Origin of the sequence: Candidatus Bealeia paramacronuclearis, assembly GCF_035607555.1 — a bacterium.
In the GTDB taxonomy this organism is placed as follows: Bacteria; Pseudomonadota; Alphaproteobacteria; order UBA9655; family UBA9655; genus Bealeia; species Bealeia paramacronuclearis.
In genome coordinates this window covers 18,470-35,926 of sequence record NZ_JAVHWZ010000005.1, presented here as the reverse complement: position 1 = coordinate 35,926, position 17,457 = coordinate 18,470, and the positions used below count along the sequence as shown (strand labels likewise).

The following is a 17,457-nucleotide window of genomic DNA, read 5'->3' as shown; positions in this document are numbered from 1 at the left end:
CGTGTCATTCCTAAAACAGAAGCAGAGCTCCAAATAGAGACCCGTCACAAGGAACTGATCGACCAACGACAAGCCCTTTTGAGCCGCAAAGAGGAGCTCCCTGCCGAGATTCAGGAATCTCGCGAAGCGGCGCTCAGAAAAGCCGTTGCCGAGACCAGTGAAGAGGACAAAACGAAACTGTTTCCTGAGTTTGTGAAGGCCCAAGAAGCACAAGGTCAAAAGATTGAAACTTCGGATTGTCAGACGCCCTGGCAAGGCTTGAGTCTTTTGGATCGTTTGATGTGGGAGTCGACCTTGGCGGACTTTGCAAGACCACGCTTGTTTCCAGAGGATATCGATGAGGCTGTCCAACGAAAGCTTCTCGAAGAACGTGTGGAGGCGCGATTGGCTGAGATCACAAATGCCCTTGAGGTTCTCAATGTCCAGCAAGAGGCGTTAGGCCGGATGGATTGCGCAAAGGCAGATGCTGCATCCTCTTCTCTCCACTCATGCCAAGAGAACGCCTCCGCTGAGACAGTATCCTCTCAAGAAACTGAAATCCCACTGGAAGATCAGGTTGATTCCGAAGACCTTCGACCAGAAGACGACGTCACATTTGAAGACGAGAGATGGGAAGAGTTCAGAGATCCCTGTGAAGACGACCATTTTGAGACCCGACAAGCGCTCTTTGATGAGGAGTGGATTGCCCAAGAGTATGGCACGCGAGACGCTTTGAGCGACTATGAGGAGGAAGCAACGTGTTCTCAAGACAACACCGGCGCAGGGTATGAGGCATAACATGATCACTCTCTCGATATTTTGCGATTTAAGAGCGGTTTTTGGTGAAGTCACCTCCTCCCCCACCAAGAAACGCCATTTCATCGCTCAGAGCGCAAATAAAGCCGAAAGGAGTCTCGCCAGGTGAAAAACATGATTAAACCAGAATCGAGTACACGCTCAAGTCCAGCAGCCTCTGGCATGGCCGCTAAAGATCTTGAGATCTGGGCAGAAATCTCAGAGCTCAGGACAGAAATCCAGCGAAATGAGGCAATTCTTGAAGAATTGAAAGCACAATATGATTACACGAGTTACGCAGTTTGCAGCAAAAGGGTGGGAATCTAAGCGAAAGACATGAGTTTTGTTATTTCTCTAGAGATATCATGCTTAATAACATCCCACTGCTGCTGATAAAAAGAGAAGCCTCCAGCAAGTCGTCTTTTAAATCTTTGAATCCAAGCCGAAATGGCAAGAAATATATGATTTCTTTGGGCTCGTCCCGTGCGAGACTGACAGCGTTCAAGACCGCATGTTTGCTTTAATTCCCGATGATAAACTTCGATTTTCCAACGCGATTTCATGACCAGTTCAATATGATCACGAGAGGGATTATCCCTATTGGTTCCGATATAATCCGTGCGACCGTTTTTGGCAACAAACCGGAAAACAGTAATCCATCCATATCCGCGTAAGTGAACTTTCAGTCCTTCATCTGGAATGTCCAGCTTTTCAAGAGTTTCTCCACGATTCACTTTCCTGTTTTTCTTCAACCCCATCACCCATGTCCAGCCTATGGATTCAATGGCCTTCAGATTATTCAAGCTCGAGTACCAAGCGTCTGCAACCACGTCATCCGGATTTATCCCTCTGTCTTGAGCCAGCTTTAACATTTCCCTGAAATGGTCATTCTTGCTTTTGCCATCGCTGGCTTTATCATAAATACGATAATCAACAGGAATAGAGTCATGACTCCTCAGGCCATGCCATACCAAATTGACAAGACCTATCCCCGCAATAACATCATGGGCATTCCCAGAATACTGATAATGCACAAGCTCTATCTTCTCGCTCCGATTTTTATCCAAAATTGTATCGTCACATACTAAAAAACAAGGTTCTTTCTTGTTAATAAGAGATTGAGTAAGATTCCACACTCCGCTCGGACGCAATGCACTAGAACTCAACCATCGATTGACGCTGTCATGCGACAATGGAATCGGTGACACCTCCGAAAGTGCCAACCCTGAATAGCGCACACTGCTGGCTTGTAAAAATGAACGATAAAGTGATTTTGTGCATTTGTGTCGAGACATCATTTCTTCTCATTTAATAAATATTCCCTCTCACCTTATCTCTTCTCTCTTCTCCTGCAAACTGCGTAACTCGTGGATTATCAAGACTATTTTCCTGATTACGAGGATAGAAAAGGAGTTCAGTGGCTCCAGGATATGACAGTGATCTATAGCGCGAATGTGATTGCAACACAAAAGATTGAGGAAGTCTTGGAAGACATCAATCAACTCAACTGGGACTTGATTTGCGCGTGCGTCAGTGCAGACAATCGAGAGGTCGATCTTGAAGCCTTTGCGCATCAAGACACACCGCTTGCCAAAGTCTTTTTTGAAAATGACCGAAAGCTTTTTGGATTGACAGAGAGACAAAAGCACGAGATTCATCAGTGCGTTTTTAAAGATACGGTGGAGCTGATGACAAAAGACAATCATTCGTATTTCAAGCAGCTCTATGAGATTCAAGCCAAAACCGAAACGCCGTTACTCCGTTTTGCTTACGGTTGGAAACCGCAGCGTGTTTTGGAGGCGGTTTCGTTTCAAGAGATCGAAAATGCTATTAACCGCTCCAGACGTGTGGACTGGTTTATGATCTCCTCAGATGAGATAGTTGATTACCTGAGGTGGGGATACAAAAACCTCATTCCATTGCTGGAAGAGGTACAGGTCAGCGGAGGTGTGCAGTAATGACAAACAGGCACGATGTTCAAGACGAAACAATCACGCAAACTGAGACGGATCTGAGCTCAGAAGCCGAAGAGACGATAGATCTTGTGACACAAGTGTTGTCGTCTTCAGAGATGGAAAAATTAATCAGACGCGCGGATACGGGTGGTGTCATTCAGGAGAGAGATGTGGCCAAGATTGTCTCCCGGCGCGCCCCTTCTGTTCCCTTAGAGGAGGTGTTGGTGGCACTCTCTGACATGGGCGTTGAGGTTGAGGAAAGAGAGCCCAGAGAAGATGGCAGTGGTTTTGACAGAGCCGATGATGAGGACACATCTCATCGCAAAAGAGCGGTTGCTGCGGAGGATCCCGTGCGTCTTTACTTGAATGAGATGGGTCGCTTGGGTCTGCTCTCACAATCTCAAGAAATAGAACTCAGTCAAGAGATTATCCAAGGACGGGAGATGATGGAACACGCGCTCTATGAGTGGCCTTTGACGATTCGTCAAATTATCGCTTGGGGTGAGGAACTGAAAAATCAGAAAATCTTTCTTCAAAGCTTCATTGATGTAGAGGCGGCGCGGCCTAAACCGTTATCTGAAGATGAGGAGGAGGATGAGTTCAATCCTGAGGACACCGAACCCGCTCCCGATGCTGGTGATGAGGATGAGGCATCAGATACGGACACGGAGACTGAAGAGACGACACTTCCCTATCGCACCCTTCATCAGTCTTTAGGATTTGTGACACTGGAGATCTTGAGCAAGATTGAAGAAACGTATCACAATGCCTTTCACGATCCATATCAACCAGGATCTTTTCAAAACAATTCACCGTCTTCTATACCGGAGACACCGCACAAAGCCGAACTGATCAGACTCTGTGAGAGTCTTCATTTAAGGTCAGATCGGATTGCGCAGTTGAAAGATCAACTAGATGTCTTCAATCGCAGACGGATGGACCTTGAAGGTCAGCTGCTCACGCTGACAGAAGGTAGAGACGCCATATCTGCTTCTCCTGTTGTCTCTGCGGAGGAGGACCCGCGTGACTCCCTGCACATTGAGCCTGTTGACGGACCATCCAGCGCAGAGAACAAGCCACTTGAGGATCGGAGAGAAAAAGTGGTCTCTCTCCGCCAAGCGCTGGAATCTCTTGAAATCGAGTTGAGGATACCTCTTGCCCAATTCACTCACATCGTGAGAAGAGTGCAAAAAGGCGAACGCGACATGATGCGCGCGAAAAAAGCAATGATCGAAGGCAACCTGCGGTTGGTGATCTCGATTGTCAAAAAATATATGAATCGCGGGATGTCCTTTTTAGATCTGATCCAAGAGGGAAACCTTGGTTTGATGAAGGCTGTCGATAAGTTTGACTATCGCCGGGGGCATAAGTTCTCGACTTATGGAACATGGTGGATTCGACAGCACATAACTCGTGCGATTCAGGACAAAGTGCGAACGATCCGGATTCCTGTTCATGTGGAAAGCAAGATTTCTCAGATCAGGAAAGTCTCACATTCCCTGTTTCAAGAGCTGGGTCGCAATCCAACGCCTGAGGAGCTGGCTCAAAAAATTGAAGGATCTCTCTCACATATTCAGGAAATTTTGGCAATTGAAAAAGGGCCTGTCAGTCTCGATACGCCCATTGGATCAGGAGAAGAAGGATATTTGCGAGATATCATTGAAGACACCAATGCCAAAGATCCTTTGGAAGGCGTGATTGCGACAAACTTAAAAGAGGCCACAACACGGATATTTGAAGTTCTCAACCCGCGAGAGGAAAGAATCATGCGGATGCGGTTTGGGATTGGGATGGACACCAGTTATACTCTTGAAGAGGTGGGTGCTATCTTTGGTGTGACACGGGAACGTATACGTCAGATCGAAGCGAAGGCATTACGAAAGCTAAGACACCCGAAACGCGCTAGAATACTTCGCAGCTTCTGGGCAGATTGACTCTGAGTTTCAATTCTCAGCGGTTTATGAAGAGCTGAGGTTCAAAACCTAGCCGCTAGATGTTATAGTTGATTTATATAGCGGATATCTTATAAATAGATTTTAGTTTTTATCAACTGGGAGTCTGTCGCATGACGGTAATCGTCGCATTTGTTTCGCAGAAGGGAGGAGTTGGAAAGTCAACTCTGGCGCGCGCATTAGCACGTGAGGCCACGTTTGGCGGGGTCAATGTCAAGATAGCGGATTTGGATACTCAACAAGGAACTTCTGTCGATTGGCATCGTTTGCGACTTTCTCGAGGGATTGAGCCAACGATTTCTGTGGAAGCGTTTTCAAGTTCATCTCACGCTTTGGCGGCGAGTGAAGGTTTTGATCTTTTGATCATTGATGGACCTGCTCGCACGAGTCAGGCCACGCTTGAAATAGCAAGCGCAGCTAATTTGATTGTGCAACCGTCCGGGACATCCCGAGATGATCTTGTTCCTGCTGTGCGCGAGTTTCATGCCTTGATCAATGAAAGCATACCTCATGAACGTTTGGTGTTTTCTCTCAATCGAGTTGGTACTGCAGCTGAGGAAAGCTCTGCTCGTAGATATCTAGAGAAAGCTGGATATCACGTGCTAGAGGGCTTTCTACGAGATAGACCTGCTTATCGTCAGGCACAAAATGGAGGAAAGGCGATTACTGAAACCTATTATTCTAAACTCAACAAACAATCTAATGCTTTGATTCAATCATTAATAGATAGGATTCCTACATATGGCTGATGTCTCGAAACTCAAAAAGATAACTCAACGTCACTCAATATTGGGGGAACCACCTCCATTGCAAGAAGCGAGTCACAATTTAACAGCTCCAGAGATCGCTCCTTTGCCAGTGTTGGCTATTTCAGATTCTCAATTAAAAAGAAAACGTGATGGACGTATTGATGGACGAAGTGCACGTCGCACAAAACGAACGGTGCAGTTTGCAACGCGCGTGACACCTGATTGGGATGAGAGAATTCGTCAGTTGGCACTTCATGAAGGCGTTCTTCTTGTTGAGATCTTAGAAAAAGCGTTAAGCCTCTACGAAGAAAAATATAGTAGTCAGCTAAAAAAGTGACGCTAACTAGCTGCTAACTTAAAACTCTCATTTTAAAAATGTCGACAACAAAAAAGCTCCCATTTCTAGAAGCTAAAGTTGGGAGAAAAATACCTCGCTTTAACAAATCGGTTATTCAACAATCTTGCAGCTGGTTGCAATTCCTAATGTGCTGTTTTCAATCAGAATTGTATGATCTTTAGTAGAATCAAGATTGAAACACGTTCCACTCAAGAGTTTCCAGTCTGGAATATTGGTATCATTCTTAGCGGAAATCACTTCAAATATTGGCTTATTTTCCAGTTTTTCTGAAGAAACCGCAACGTGATGAGTTGTGTTTTGAGGAACTGTTTCCAGATAAAATGTTGATGCATCTCGCCCTCTGACAAACACATTAACGGGTGAACCGGTATCGTTAATCACCTTAAGATCAACAGCAGACAGATTTTGAGCTGCAACAGCAGAAAGTAAAGTTACGAATGCGAATTGAATTTTGGTCATGAGTGTCTCCATTAAAAGTTATACTGTTTCTGTTTACCTCAATTTGAGGCTCATCACAAGATATCTGCTGAATTGCGATCGACGCAAAAAAATAACCCTCTTTTTCAAGAGGGCTGAAGTTTCATTTACATATAAGGCTTAACAAAGAAATATAAAAATATGAGACTTCACTCTAGCGAAGGTGCGCAAAAAAGTCATCCGAATTTTTCCATCTCGATAGTATGGCCGACTTAACGTCTCAAAGGCGGATAAAAACTTGACAAGGTTTTGAGCAGATAGCACTTTTTGACCTATCATTTTTGAGGATTTCGGTCACTTAAAGCCTCGCAAAGGCTCTGTTTCTCTCACTTTTTTCGAGTGTCGTGATTTTTTGTGTTGACTGTCGCGCGGATCAGATCGTAACCTCAGCGTGGCATTAGGAAACTAGTAATTTCCCAACGCCACTCATCACTCACAACTCTTGAAGGAGAGCTGCAAATGACTAACCTGTCTTTACGCCAGAACGGCAACCATTTCAACCGTAACATCGCTTCCAATTCTCAAACCACAACACGTCAGCTCAATGATGTCATTGCAGATCTGGAGTCAATTCGAAGAACAAACGCCCAACTGTTGAGTGATTTGTCTCGGACATTGCATCGCTTAGAGGCACTCAAAGCTCCCCGTTTGGTGAATGAGTTTCCTCAATCCCAGATCGCGTGACTCGGCCTATTTTCTGCACGAGCGATGCATTTTCTAAAAACACTCACAAAGCAAAGATTGGAGAGACTTGCAAATGCGATCTGTTTTTTCACAAAAGTGCATCACTCGTGAGTCTATTGTGCAAGAGAATGTTCATAACATTACGTTCTCAATAGATGAGCCGCGAGCGCGTCTTGTACAATCAACCGGTGAACTCACTCTCTCCAGTCTGTCTCACACCAGAAAGTTATGAGAGCTATGAGTTTTCTATCCATGACGACGCCAAATGACAACGACTCAAAAATAGTTCAAGTCTTTTCGTCACATTTAAGGAAAGCCTCTGATTTGCAGCCAACTCCATGACTCTTGTAAACTCCTGCATAGAGTTTTAGGCAACAGCAAGGATTTGATATGCATCCTCCACACCTCAACGATGAGCTGGCGCGATTGTTTCAAGCCGATCCTGATCATTTTCGCGCCCTCATCGCGCAAGAATATCAAAGGCAGTTTTTGGGATACAGACCACATCCTGTACAAAAGACATTCCATAGTGCGGGGAAGACCGCCCGTGAGCGTTTGTTTTTGGCCGGCAACCGTGTAGGTAAAACCTATGCGTGCGCTGTTGAGACGTCTATGCATTTGACTGGACACTATCCCGAATGGTGGGAAGGATACCGTTTTGCGGAACCTATTCAAGCTTGGGTTGTGGGTCCTTCGCGGGAGATCACACGAGACAGCTTACAAAAGCAGTATTATCTGGGCGACACTCTCCGCAAGATCACGGGTCTCATTGATCACTCACTGATCATCAAGAAGACGGTATTGAGTGGAATTCCCGAGGCCATCAGCACCGCTCTCGTGCGTCATCGTTCAGGCGGCATCTCTAATCTCGTCTTTAAATCTTACGATCAGGCACTGGACAAGTTTTCAGGCACTTTCGTAAACGTGATTCATCTCGATGAAGAACCTGGAGATTACAGAATCCTCGAGGAGTGTGCGATGCGAATTATGAGCACACGCGCCTCTCAATACGGGTTAATAACTGCTCTTTAAAACCTATCTAAACTTGTATATAGTTATCCAATTATGGATAAGTTATTGAGTATCAGAGAAGCCAGTCGTATTCTTGGAGTGTCAAATGGCACATTAAGGCGATGGGAAAAAGAGAGTCGCCTTGTTCCCGAAAGAACAGCGGGAGGACAAAGACGTTATCCTTTATCTGCCTTGCGCCCTCATCTTGTTCGCACTGAAAAGATAGATAGAAAAACGCTTTGCTATGCTCGTGTTTCCAGTCACGATCAACGGCAGGATTTGGAAAGACAAAAACAAGTCCTTGAGATGTATTGTGCAGCTCAAGGTTGGAAGTTTGAGACCATTGCGGATCTTGGCAGTGGTATGAATTACAACAAAAAGGGTCTGAAGATCCTGATTAGTGCCATTTTAGACAGAGAAGCAGGTCGATTGGTTTTAACCCATAAAGACAGGCTGTTAAGATTTGGAGCAGAATTAATCTTTTCCATTTGTGAGATGAATCAGGTAGAAGTTGTGATTATCAATCAAGGGAAAGAACCCTCTTTTGAAGAGGAACTCGCCAAAGATGTGTTGGAAATTATCACTGTTTTTTCGGCCAGATTGTATGGTGCGAGAAGTAAAAAGAACAAGAAATTATTGGAAGGTCTGAAAGAAGCCTACGATGCTGTTAGTTCATAAAGTAGAATTGAAGCCAAATAATAAGCAGGCGACTTATTTTAGAAAAGCCTGCGGTGTTGCACGCTTTGCTTATAATTGGGCTTTAGATCAATGGAAGAAACAATACCAGAATGGTGAGAAGCCTACAGAAATAAGCCTGCGTAAACTTCTCAATGCTTGTAAGGCGGAAGAATATCCTTGGATGCAAGAGGTCACTAAAAATGCCCCTCAACAAGCCATCAAAAATTTAGGATCAGCTTTTAACCGCTTTTTCCGCAAACAGGGAGGATATCCCAAGTTTAAAAAGAAAGGAATCAGGGATAGCTTTAGAGCGGACAATGGTCCGCCCCAAAAAGGAGAGTCTGCCATTCGTGTGACAGGTAAAAAGATTCAAATTCCTTGTTTGGGATGGGTCAAAATAACAGAGAATTTGAGATTTCAAGGACAAATAAAATCCTTGACGATCTCAAGAGTTGCAGACCGATGGTTTGCATCCATCAGTGTTGAAATAGACAAACTGCCTCATGTACGCAAGAACCAAGGTATTGTGGGTGTGGATTTGGGTATTACAAAACTGGCAACTTTATCCAATGGCATGGTTGTTGAGGGAGCAAAGGCACATACCGCTTTGCTGAAGAAGTTAAAACGATCTTCTCGACAGCTATCTCGTAAAGATAAAAAGAGTATGAATTTTAAAAAGCATACTCAAAAACTGGCACGTCTTCACGCCCGAATCGCTAATATCAGACGTGATTATCTCCATAAGGCAACAACCGATATTGTCCTGAATCATCATGAAATTGGCATTGAAAACCTAAATGTCAAAGGTATGTCAGCGAACAGAAAATTAGCTCGACATATTTTAGATCAGTCTTTTTATGAATTCAGGCGTCAATTGGAATATAAGGCAGGTCTCTATAATGCTCAAATTTTTGTTGCTGATCGGTTCTTTCCGTCAAGCAAGCTCTGCCATAGCTGCGGATGTGTTTATGCGGATTTAAAGTTGTCGGAGAGACATTGGACGTGTCCACATTGCAACCAATCTCATGACAGAGATGTGAATGCAGCCCTTAATTTACAACGTTTATGTACGGGCAGCTCGCCCGAAACTTATGCCTGTGGAGTGGGAAGCTCTGGCTCATTTGCTCGTCAAATAAGTGAAACTACCTGCGTTGAATCAGGAATACAACACCATGCGTAACTTTAGTAAAATATGGTTAGGTTTGGATAAGTTTGTAAGAGCGGTCGACTCTTCTCCTCAAAAGCCCAAGGCGTCAATATCAATGACGGAGCCTGGGTGATGCGTTTGCGTCGTTTTTTGAACCTCATCAGATTGCAACCTTACTTTGTCTTGTGCGACAGTTTAGAACTTGCGGAGATATCTGTAAAATCAAGACGCCAGATAAAAGTCCAGATAAGATTGGCCTGTGACAATATCGTTTTCTCCATGACCCAAAATATCTGAAAAGAAACGAGATTTTGCAATCTCCTCAGATCCAAACCGGTGATAAGCCACCTCCGCATAGGCTGCCCGAAGATCTTTCACACGGGGATTTAAAATGAACTCCCCAAACTGCTTTTTCACCTTTTGAGATAAAGGTGAGGACGTGTTGTCTTTAAAGTAACGAGGATCATCTAACCAGCGTGGCTTTTCTTTGCGTAAAGTCGCCAAGGTCTCCGTGATACGTTTTGAATGCGTCAAAACCGGAATGACATAAGGACGAGATTCTCGCGTCTTGGTCTTCAGCTGACCTGAAAACCGAACGTGATCGGCGTCCACAACGCCAAAACACGCGGTCGATCCAATCTCAGCGGCTCTGCGTCCTGTTAAAAAACACAATCCCAAGACCCAATCCAAAGGACGACGGGTAATGAGCAGATCTTCGGCATGTTTGATCATCTCCAGATAATTCTGAAGAGGACGCAAGTTGCGGTGTTCTTGCGCCACCGTCTCTATATAATTCGTGTTTAAAAACACAATCTCCTGATCTTTGAGATTCAGAACTCCCAGTGCTCCTCTCAGGAGATCCCCTGAGAGCACTTTGCGACAAATGTTGCGGTAATGCGTCAAAATACGCCTGAGACTCTTGAGATTAGGATATTCACGGCGCAATCGCTCTTGGGTCTTGTGCACCAGGGCCAAGATCTGCTCTTCAGAGGTTGAGATAGCTCTAAGATCTCTCTCAAACACTTGAAACTGATTGGGCGGTAAATAGCTTAAAGGGGAGACAAAGGAAGTTTCTGACATGATACGGTCTCGCCTTGTGAGTTATCTTCTTGGGAGGTGCGGCTCTCGCGTAAAGCTTGGGCACGCCGCACGCGTTCCACAACGGCCACCTGACGATTATGAATCCCAGGATCCTCCACGCCGAGACTCTTGTGATAAGCTGCAATATCTTGTTTTCTCGCCTGGAACCAATTGCGGATCGTTTGTTGATTGCAGCCCGTCATCCGAAACATCACACCATAGGTGACAGCCTGTTTGAGGTCTTTTGTGGCGTTCTCTGCTTGAAGGTGTTCTAAGGCCTGATCAAGCTTTAGAAAAGCGGAGCCCGAGAGATGACTACCGGCCAAAGACGGGGATTTCATTTGCGTCCGATTCTTCTCTAAAAGAGCAATGCGTTTTTGCAGAAATTTCTGATAGGCCTTTTCAGGGAGAACACCTGTCAGAGCGTAATACCGATCCACAAGTTCAGCTGTGCGCTGAGATCCTGATAAAGTTTCTTGTGTGCGACAGCGATCTAAAAGCGTATCTACAAAAAGAGATTGTCCTTGGATGGTTTTGAGAAAGGCGAGATTCTCAAGAGACAGTGTGAGCATCTTCGCGCCCTTGGTCTTGAGCGCAGGCGTTGTCGTCTTCGCCTTTTGAGTTTTGCGAACTGTCTTTGTCGGCTCTTTTTTTGTAGGTGCCATCAGGACCTCCTGACATCTTATATCGCGTATGTTTCGTTCTTGTTTTAGTGTATAGATCCTCTTTCGCCTGTCAATCGAAAATTATCCACACAAGAGACCTCAAGAGACGCACAAGGATTCTACCCAAAATGAAGGCTTTAAAAAGAAACAGAGACTCTTCCAACTCCAAGAGATTCCTAGCCTTTTGGAGTTGCCACAACAAAAAAGGGGAAGGCCTTTTCTGGCGTCCCCCGTGATTTGATCTTCTCATCAGAGTCCTGTAAAGTCCTCTTATGTTCAGAGCCTTTCCGAACATCGAGAAGAAATATTGGCTTGAAAACAACTCTTGCCGGTCTGTTTTCAAGGTGTCGAAGTCACCACATCGACATTTTAGATAAATCTTCTCATCTCTACAGTGCGGATTGATGTCTCCATGAGTCAATCCCACTGTAGAACTTTCCTCTTAAAGAGGAGAGCCTGTCAATTGGAAAATATACTCTGACTTTCCCAAGACGCCCTCCATCAGATCCCTTTGAATATCACGTGTCTTAAAAACACGTTTACATCCCTCTCATTTCCTTGCTTTTTTTTTAAGATCAAAAGATTCCGTGCAGTCGAAAACACCTTCCGTCTCACGAAACATATCATTCCTTTTTGCATGACACAGAATAAAGCTTACGCGTTTTGTAACCGAAAACTCGATAAAGATTCGATTACAGTCAAACCTTTATTTTTTATGTGTTTATGACTATTTTTTGTTTTTTGTAACCGATGTCTTATTTTTTTACGGTTACAATTTTTTTGAGTATTTATAAGGCTTTGAAGGATGTTTTATGAATTGTAACCGTTGTAACCGTATATATTTATAATATTATATGGAAAATTTTTTTATTTTTTACACGGTCACTCATCAAGTTTTTAATATTTTTTTCTTTTCTATAACTCTTATCTCTCAAATCACGGTTACAACGGTTACAGATGCAAAAACAGCCCTCAACACAGCAGAAAAGCTGAAAAAAAATGTAACCGAGACGTCCGATTACAAGCGGTTACAAAAAACAAAAAACAGTCATAAACACATAAAAAATAAAGATTTGACTGTAATCGAATCTTTATCGAGTTTTCGGTTACAAAAATCTGTTAAAACCATAAAAAAACCCTTACAAACTCTCGTGTTGCAAGGGTTTTGTTTTTGTAACCGTTCGTTTTGAAGTGCTTACAACATATTAGGATTAATCTTGTAGCTTCCCGCGTGAGAATTTAAACCAAAGCTTTTCATTCTCACTTGTGTCGTATAACGATCTTTTAAAGGAGAAATCAGGATTTCTTTCTTTATGAGAAACGAAAGTGCCATTTTTTTGTCGGCTCCTTTCAGCACTTCATCGTCCATCACATCCGTAAAAATACAGTAGTATGTTTTCTCTTCAGATTTTTTCTTCAATCGAATCCCGGCACGCTTTGAAATCGGACGTGAGGTAAAGGTCATGTCTTCATCTTCTGCTTCAAAACGATCCGATTCTTGATAAATGAGAAGTCTGAGTCTTTTCTCCACTTGCAGTAATTCATGGGGCAGGGTGCCTCCGCGGTCTTCAATCCAGCTTTCAAAGAGAGATCCCATCATCTCAAAGGCACTTCCGGCATTCCATGGCAAAATACCCAGATCGATACAGTACTCGCCAATCGACGCCAGAAACGCAAAGTTCTCGCCCACACGCAAGATCTGCCCATCCGAGGTCTCGGTGACTTTCAAAAGGGCTTCAAGATGCCTCTCTTTCCAAAAACGGATGTCCTCGCGAATCTTCATCTCGATCTCTTCATGATCGGCTGTTGTCAGATGATGCAAAAGCGCTTCAGACGCCACGCCATAATGACGGTGGACGGCTTCTTTAAGATGCAACACAAACTGATCCGGCGTTCCAAACTCATGCACCGTATTAAAAGCACCTTTATCACATCCAGCATCTGCTCTCAACTCAATACACCTGACAGACTGTCCGGCGGTCTTTTCTTTTTGACGTTCCTTAAATTTGGTCTCAAACGGAATCTCACCTCCACTTAAAAAGACAGTTCTAAAACTCACAGCCGTATTTCCGTTTTTGCCCAGTTTGTTAGCTCTGTTTTTGGTTTCTCCATTAGACAACATATAGGCCATGTTATACGCACTGCCCGCATCCGCCTGTCCCAACTCATCAATCAAGAACGGTGCATCATTCGATTGCAGGACTAACGTTTCTGCCGCATTATCCGTCGTGCGCCATGTGTGGATCTTGCTGCCAAACACACTGCTTGCCACTTCCAATGTTGTTGTCTTGCCAACGGACGATGTGCCATACAAGTGCACACCAAACCCTTGACGATGGGTGATCTTCAAAAACGGGGCACTGAGGGCGGCAATCACATAGAGCATGAGACGACTGTTGCCTTCACAATAGACCCCCACCTCTTGTTTCCATCCCTCAAGAGTGCCTTTCATCTCATACTGCGGTATCGCAAAAGATCGTGGTTTGAAAATATAGCTCTCCGTCTCCTCACCATAAGATCTTCCATTTAAAATAAAGCTTTTCTGGCCCACCCAACCTGTCTTTTCAGAGAGCGTCAGTACGTGAGGCGTGTCCCATGCATCTAAAAACTGCACCAAAAGCTTCATCTGCGCCGGATCTTGCGGTGTTTTGTATCCCAGATCTCTGAGTCCCTCTTGGATCTCAATGGAATCTCTTGTGTTAATCATACGATCAAAAAGCACAAAGTTCTTCTTTCCAAACGGTTTATTTTCAAACTCAAAGATCTTTCCGCATCCGCTCCCATCCTCCATCTGGAATCGCGATTGCAACCGTAAGGGATGCCCGTGGATTTGTACCCAGTGCGCACTCCCTGATTCACGAGTAAAAATCCCGTACTCATTGACTTTGAAGCGTTTGTCCTCATCTACAACGTCACTCTCGTCTTCCTGATGAGAGTAGAGCGTTTCATCCTGATCGTGAATAGTGCCTTCAAAGGACAGGGAATGGCTTTGAATCGTCTCTGTCTCTCTGGCTTCTGACATAAATGTGATCACATCCTCTGAAACAGAAAGATGCTCCGGCCATGTCGAGCTCTGAAAACAAATCCCTTCAAGCGTCCGACACCGGCTCAGAGCCACATAGGCTTGTCCATCGGCAAAGGTTCCCTTGTCCCAGTCAATCACTACACGATCAAACGTCTGTCCCTGACTTTTGTGAATGGTGATACTCCATGCCAACTGGAGTGGATATTGAGTAAACTCACCTTCTGTCTTGCGCTGGATCTCTTTTTTATGAAGTCGCGTTGATTTGCGTTCCCACGTATGTCTTTCGACATCAACTTCAGTTTCTCCAATCTTCACGGTGATAGAAGACTTTGAAAGATCGCTCACCACACCAAACGTCCCATTCACCCATCTGCCTGCGGGATCGTTGTTGAGAAACATCACCAGCGCACCTGTCTTCAAGATGAGGTTTTGTGGCGCAGGCTCTGCATGACCGTCCCAGTTTTTGAGTTTGGCTTCATAAACAAAGGCTGATGCGTCAATGCTCTCCAGTTTTTCCTGATTGAAAGAGTCCGCTTTTTTGTTGGTGGTTGTGAGCAACGGCGCAAGCCCTTCTTGCAGGAAGATCTCGGGATCCTGAACGCGCGCATTTAAAGGCGCCAGATCACAAGGCTCAATATCCGCACATCGGATCTTTTTCAGAAGATTCAAAAACGCTTCATCCTTCTGACGAAAGACATGATTCATCTCAATACATTCGATACCTTCAAAAGAACGCGCGCCAAAGGCATACGTCGTTTTGTATCCGCCCTCCTGAAACTCTTTCACATCAATATCCTTGAGCACAGGCGGAAGCTGGAAGAAATCCCCACACAAGATCATGCGAACACCACCAAATGGTTTGGTGTTGCTCTTGCCATTCTTCTTGAGAAAGATATCAATCACATCGAGGAGATCGGCTCTGAGCATCGAAACCTCATCAATGATGATGGTGTCAATCTCTCGGTAGATTTTGTCTTTCGAAACACGTACCGTATGCGGCGTAATATCGGGAGAGAAATGGAAAAACTTATGGATGGTCTCACCCCCAATATTGAGTGCCGCAAGACCTGTCGGTGCCAAGAGTACAGTGTGACCGGAAAGAGCTCCTTCCGACATCAGTTTTTGGATCAAGGTGCTTTTACCAGTACCACCTGCACCCAGAAGACAGATGTTGTGCCGCGTGTTTTGAATGTGATCAAAGGCTTCATCAAAGCTCAGCGATTGATGAGCACTTTCAATTGAGGAGTGTGTTGAAATAGATGTGTGTTCCTCCAAGAACTTTTCACAAATGCGCTCAACATCATTGGTCTTTTCAACTATCCAAGAAATGTCGTCTCCATCCTGTGATTCAATCCAGTGGGCAAGAGTTCGGCTTTGCCAATCTTGTTGAGCGACGATGTCATTGAAGTCCTTGAATTGAAAGGCGGTCTCCTGAATGCTTTCTTCGGTGCCTTCTTTTGAATGCTCACTTATGAGAGTACGAGGCGGTCTCACGATAATAGCAACCCTGCCTTCTGCCAAAGCTCTGGATTGAAGACGTCTTGCATTCTTGAGGCTGGCATCATTCTTGTCATTATCAATGGCAATAACCAGAACTCGTGCATTCGGCAAAGCGGGCAGCTCACATACACCCAGATTGCTCGCTGAAAGCGCTGCCCAGCTCGAAATGCCTGTCATATGATGGAAGCTCAGCATAGTCTCAATGCCTTCGCCGATCGCTAAAATCTCTGGATTGGAGTGAGAGCTTAAGTGAACAGCCCCGCCCTTCACACTGCCCATCATCATTTTAGGATTGGACACGTCTGCTTTTTGGTGTGTGTTAGGATCCAGCCACGTCCGATGAATAGCGATACGATCGCTCTTTTGAAACTGCACGCGAGACACCATGGCAGGTAACTCCTTGCCGCTTTCTCGATGCAGGAGTGCGGAATGATATCGAACTGATTCACATGATGGCAGAAAAGCAAGGTTTGGAATGCGACGCGTGAGATACTCTTCCACCGGTGATCTGGCCGTGTTCACTTCACATGCTTCCCAGAGCGCCTTGAGACGCGCAGGTGTGACCTGGAATGAAGAGGTCTCCGGTTTGGAAGGTTTGTCTTTTGAGGACATTCTTTCAGAGACAAGACCTTGCACGAAAAGCGCTTCCATAATGGCCTGATGCGAACAGCCCGCAAAGCACTTGGTAATGAGTTTGTCCGGTGATTCCCATTTGAATGACGCACTGCGCTTTTGATCATCGTGTGCTGGACAATGGACGCTCCAGTTGCCATGCGCGTGAGATCCCGCGCCTTGTTGAGTGCCTCTCAGGTGGGAAATAATCTTTAAAAATTCTGCTTCCGTACAGCTATAGCCTTGTGATATTCTTTTGGAAATTTGAGACATATGTGTTCTCCTTGTTCCTTTGGATCAACACATCTGTTTCAAGGTCTTGGACTGCGCTCAAGAAGGACTGCACAAAGCTGCTTTTGTCTTGCGCATATGGATATAAGCGCTTAACGCTCCTCCTGTCGCTGTCCTTGACGCACATCTCATTTGAGACTGTAGATGTGTTGATTATTTTCAAATATTCTGTGTGGCTGTTTTCAGAAATGAAGGCAGCCTCCACACAATCCTCAAACTTCAAACGCAAATTGCTGTTCTCAGTCTTTCTTTTGTGCTCTGCACAAAGTGTTTTCTCAGTCCATTGGAAATTCCTTAAAAAATGCGCAGCACAAAACGCAGCAGTTTTCTCTTGAAAATGCTGTTTTGCGCCGATGTTCTGATGATGATTTTTTTCCATGATAAGCTTGCCCTTAAAAAGTGCCTCTCTCACCACGAGAGAGTCCTGACTTAAAATTTAGCAAATAGGATTTGAAAGATCAAATTAGGCGCGCTTCTCAAGAAAACATGATAAAATGAC

The 17,457-nt window shown here is 44.7% G+C and carries 16 protein-coding genes; 10 read left to right on the top strand and 6 right to left on the bottom strand.

Translation table 11 applies throughout. From position 1 onward, the window contains the following. The first annotated feature begins 78 nt into the window (after positions 1-78). Entirely contained in the window at positions 79-777 is a 699-nt protein-coding gene (locus tag Bealeia2_RS09540) for a hypothetical protein (RefSeq protein WP_331256790.1), read from the top strand. A 123-nt stretch (positions 778-900) separates the two neighbouring features. Next, positions 901-1,101 carry a hypothetical protein gene (locus Bealeia2_RS09535; protein WP_331256789.1) on the top strand — a complete coding sequence of 67 codons (201 nt, stop codon included), beginning with the start codon at positions 901-903 and terminating at the stop codon, positions 1,099-1,101. Here Bealeia2_RS09535 and Bealeia2_RS09530 read toward each other — a convergent pair. Further along, a complete protein-coding gene (locus Bealeia2_RS09530) occupies positions 1,098-2,069 on the bottom strand; it encodes an IS701 family transposase (RefSeq protein WP_422388038.1) in 972 nt (323 codons plus the stop codon). The genes Bealeia2_RS09535 and Bealeia2_RS09530 overlap by 4 nt on opposite strands. A gap of 72 nt (positions 2,070-2,141) precedes the next feature. On the opposite strand from Bealeia2_RS09530, the gene Bealeia2_RS09525 reads away from it, so the two are divergent. The 4 genes from Bealeia2_RS09525 to Bealeia2_RS09510 all read left to right on the top strand — a co-directional run bounded on the left by Bealeia2_RS09525 (position 2,142) and on the right by Bealeia2_RS09510 (position 5,767). Then, positions 2,142-2,732, top strand: coding sequence for a hypothetical protein (locus tag Bealeia2_RS09525; RefSeq protein WP_331256788.1), 591 nt, complete (start codon positions 2,142-2,144; stop codon positions 2,730-2,732). Next, positions 2,732-4,663, top strand: a complete 1,932-nt coding sequence (rpoD, locus tag Bealeia2_RS09520) for an RNA polymerase sigma factor RpoD (RefSeq protein WP_331256787.1) — start codon at positions 2,732-2,734, stop codon at positions 4,661-4,663. Before Bealeia2_RS09525 ends, rpoD begins: the two co-directional genes overlap by 1 nt. Positions 4,664-4,794: 131 nt before the next feature. Continuing rightward, positions 4,795-5,430, top strand: coding sequence for a ParA family protein (locus Bealeia2_RS09515; RefSeq protein ID WP_331256786.1), 636 nt, complete (start codon positions 4,795-4,797; stop codon positions 5,428-5,430). Next, positions 5,423-5,767 (top strand): hypothetical protein, encoded by a 345-nt coding sequence (locus Bealeia2_RS09510; RefSeq protein ID WP_331256785.1) that lies wholly within the window; start codon positions 5,423-5,425, stop codon positions 5,765-5,767. The genes Bealeia2_RS09515 and Bealeia2_RS09510 overlap by 8 nt, the downstream gene beginning before the upstream one ends. A 111-nt stretch (positions 5,768-5,878) precedes the next feature. Here the strand turns inward: Bealeia2_RS09510 and Bealeia2_RS09505 are convergent, their stop codons facing one another. Continuing rightward, positions 5,879-6,247, bottom strand: a complete 369-nt coding sequence (locus tag Bealeia2_RS09505; RefSeq protein WP_331256784.1) for a hypothetical protein — start codon at positions 6,245-6,247, stop codon at positions 5,879-5,881. 477 nt (positions 6,248-6,724) lie between these two features. Here Bealeia2_RS09505 and Bealeia2_RS09500 point away from each other — a divergent pair, with 477 nt between their 5' ends. From Bealeia2_RS09500 to Bealeia2_RS09485, 4 genes are all read left to right on the top strand, one after another. Next, the gene (locus Bealeia2_RS09500) at positions 6,725-6,949 is read left to right on the top strand and encodes a hypothetical protein (protein WP_331256783.1); all 225 of its coding nucleotides are present in this window, start codon (positions 6,725-6,727) and stop codon (positions 6,947-6,949) included. Between the two features lie 390 nt (positions 6,950-7,339). Then, a complete protein-coding gene (locus tag Bealeia2_RS09495; RefSeq protein ID WP_331256782.1) occupies positions 7,340-7,981 on the top strand; it encodes a terminase large subunit domain-containing protein in 642 nt (213 codons plus the stop codon). 33 nt (positions 7,982-8,014) lie between these two features. Next, positions 8,015-8,638 carry an IS607 family transposase gene (locus tag Bealeia2_RS09490; protein WP_331255279.1) on the top strand — a complete coding sequence of 208 codons (624 nt, stop codon included), beginning with the start codon at positions 8,015-8,017 and terminating at the stop codon, positions 8,636-8,638. Then, positions 8,622-9,818, top strand: a complete 1,197-nt coding sequence (locus tag Bealeia2_RS09485; protein ID WP_331255280.1) for an RNA-guided endonuclease InsQ/TnpB family protein — start codon at positions 8,622-8,624, stop codon at positions 9,816-9,818. Before Bealeia2_RS09490 ends, Bealeia2_RS09485 begins: the two co-directional genes overlap by 17 nt. Positions 9,819-10,007: 189 nt before the next feature. Here the strand turns inward: Bealeia2_RS09485 and Bealeia2_RS09480 are convergent, their stop codons facing one another. From Bealeia2_RS09480 to Bealeia2_RS09465, 4 genes are all read right to left on the bottom strand, one after another. Then, positions 10,008-10,865: a protelomerase family protein gene (locus Bealeia2_RS09480; RefSeq protein ID WP_331256781.1), complete on the bottom strand. Its 858-nt coding sequence runs from the start codon at positions 10,863-10,865 to the stop codon at positions 10,008-10,010. Beyond that, positions 10,835-11,530, bottom strand: coding sequence for a hypothetical protein (locus tag Bealeia2_RS09475; RefSeq protein ID WP_331256780.1), 696 nt, complete (start codon positions 11,528-11,530; stop codon positions 10,835-10,837). The genes Bealeia2_RS09480 and Bealeia2_RS09475 overlap by 31 nt, the downstream gene beginning before the upstream one ends. A 1,195-nt stretch (positions 11,531-12,725) precedes the next feature. After that, positions 12,726-16,940 (bottom strand): DUF927 domain-containing protein, encoded by a 4,215-nt coding sequence (locus tag Bealeia2_RS09470; protein WP_331256779.1) that lies wholly within the window; start codon positions 16,938-16,940, stop codon positions 12,726-12,728. Further along, positions 16,903-17,337 carry a hypothetical protein gene (locus Bealeia2_RS09465; protein ID WP_331256778.1) on the bottom strand — a complete coding sequence of 145 codons (435 nt, stop codon included), beginning with the start codon at positions 17,335-17,337 and terminating at the stop codon, positions 16,903-16,905. Before Bealeia2_RS09465 ends, Bealeia2_RS09470 begins: the two co-directional genes overlap by 38 nt. Positions 17,338-17,457: the final 120 nt, after the last annotated feature.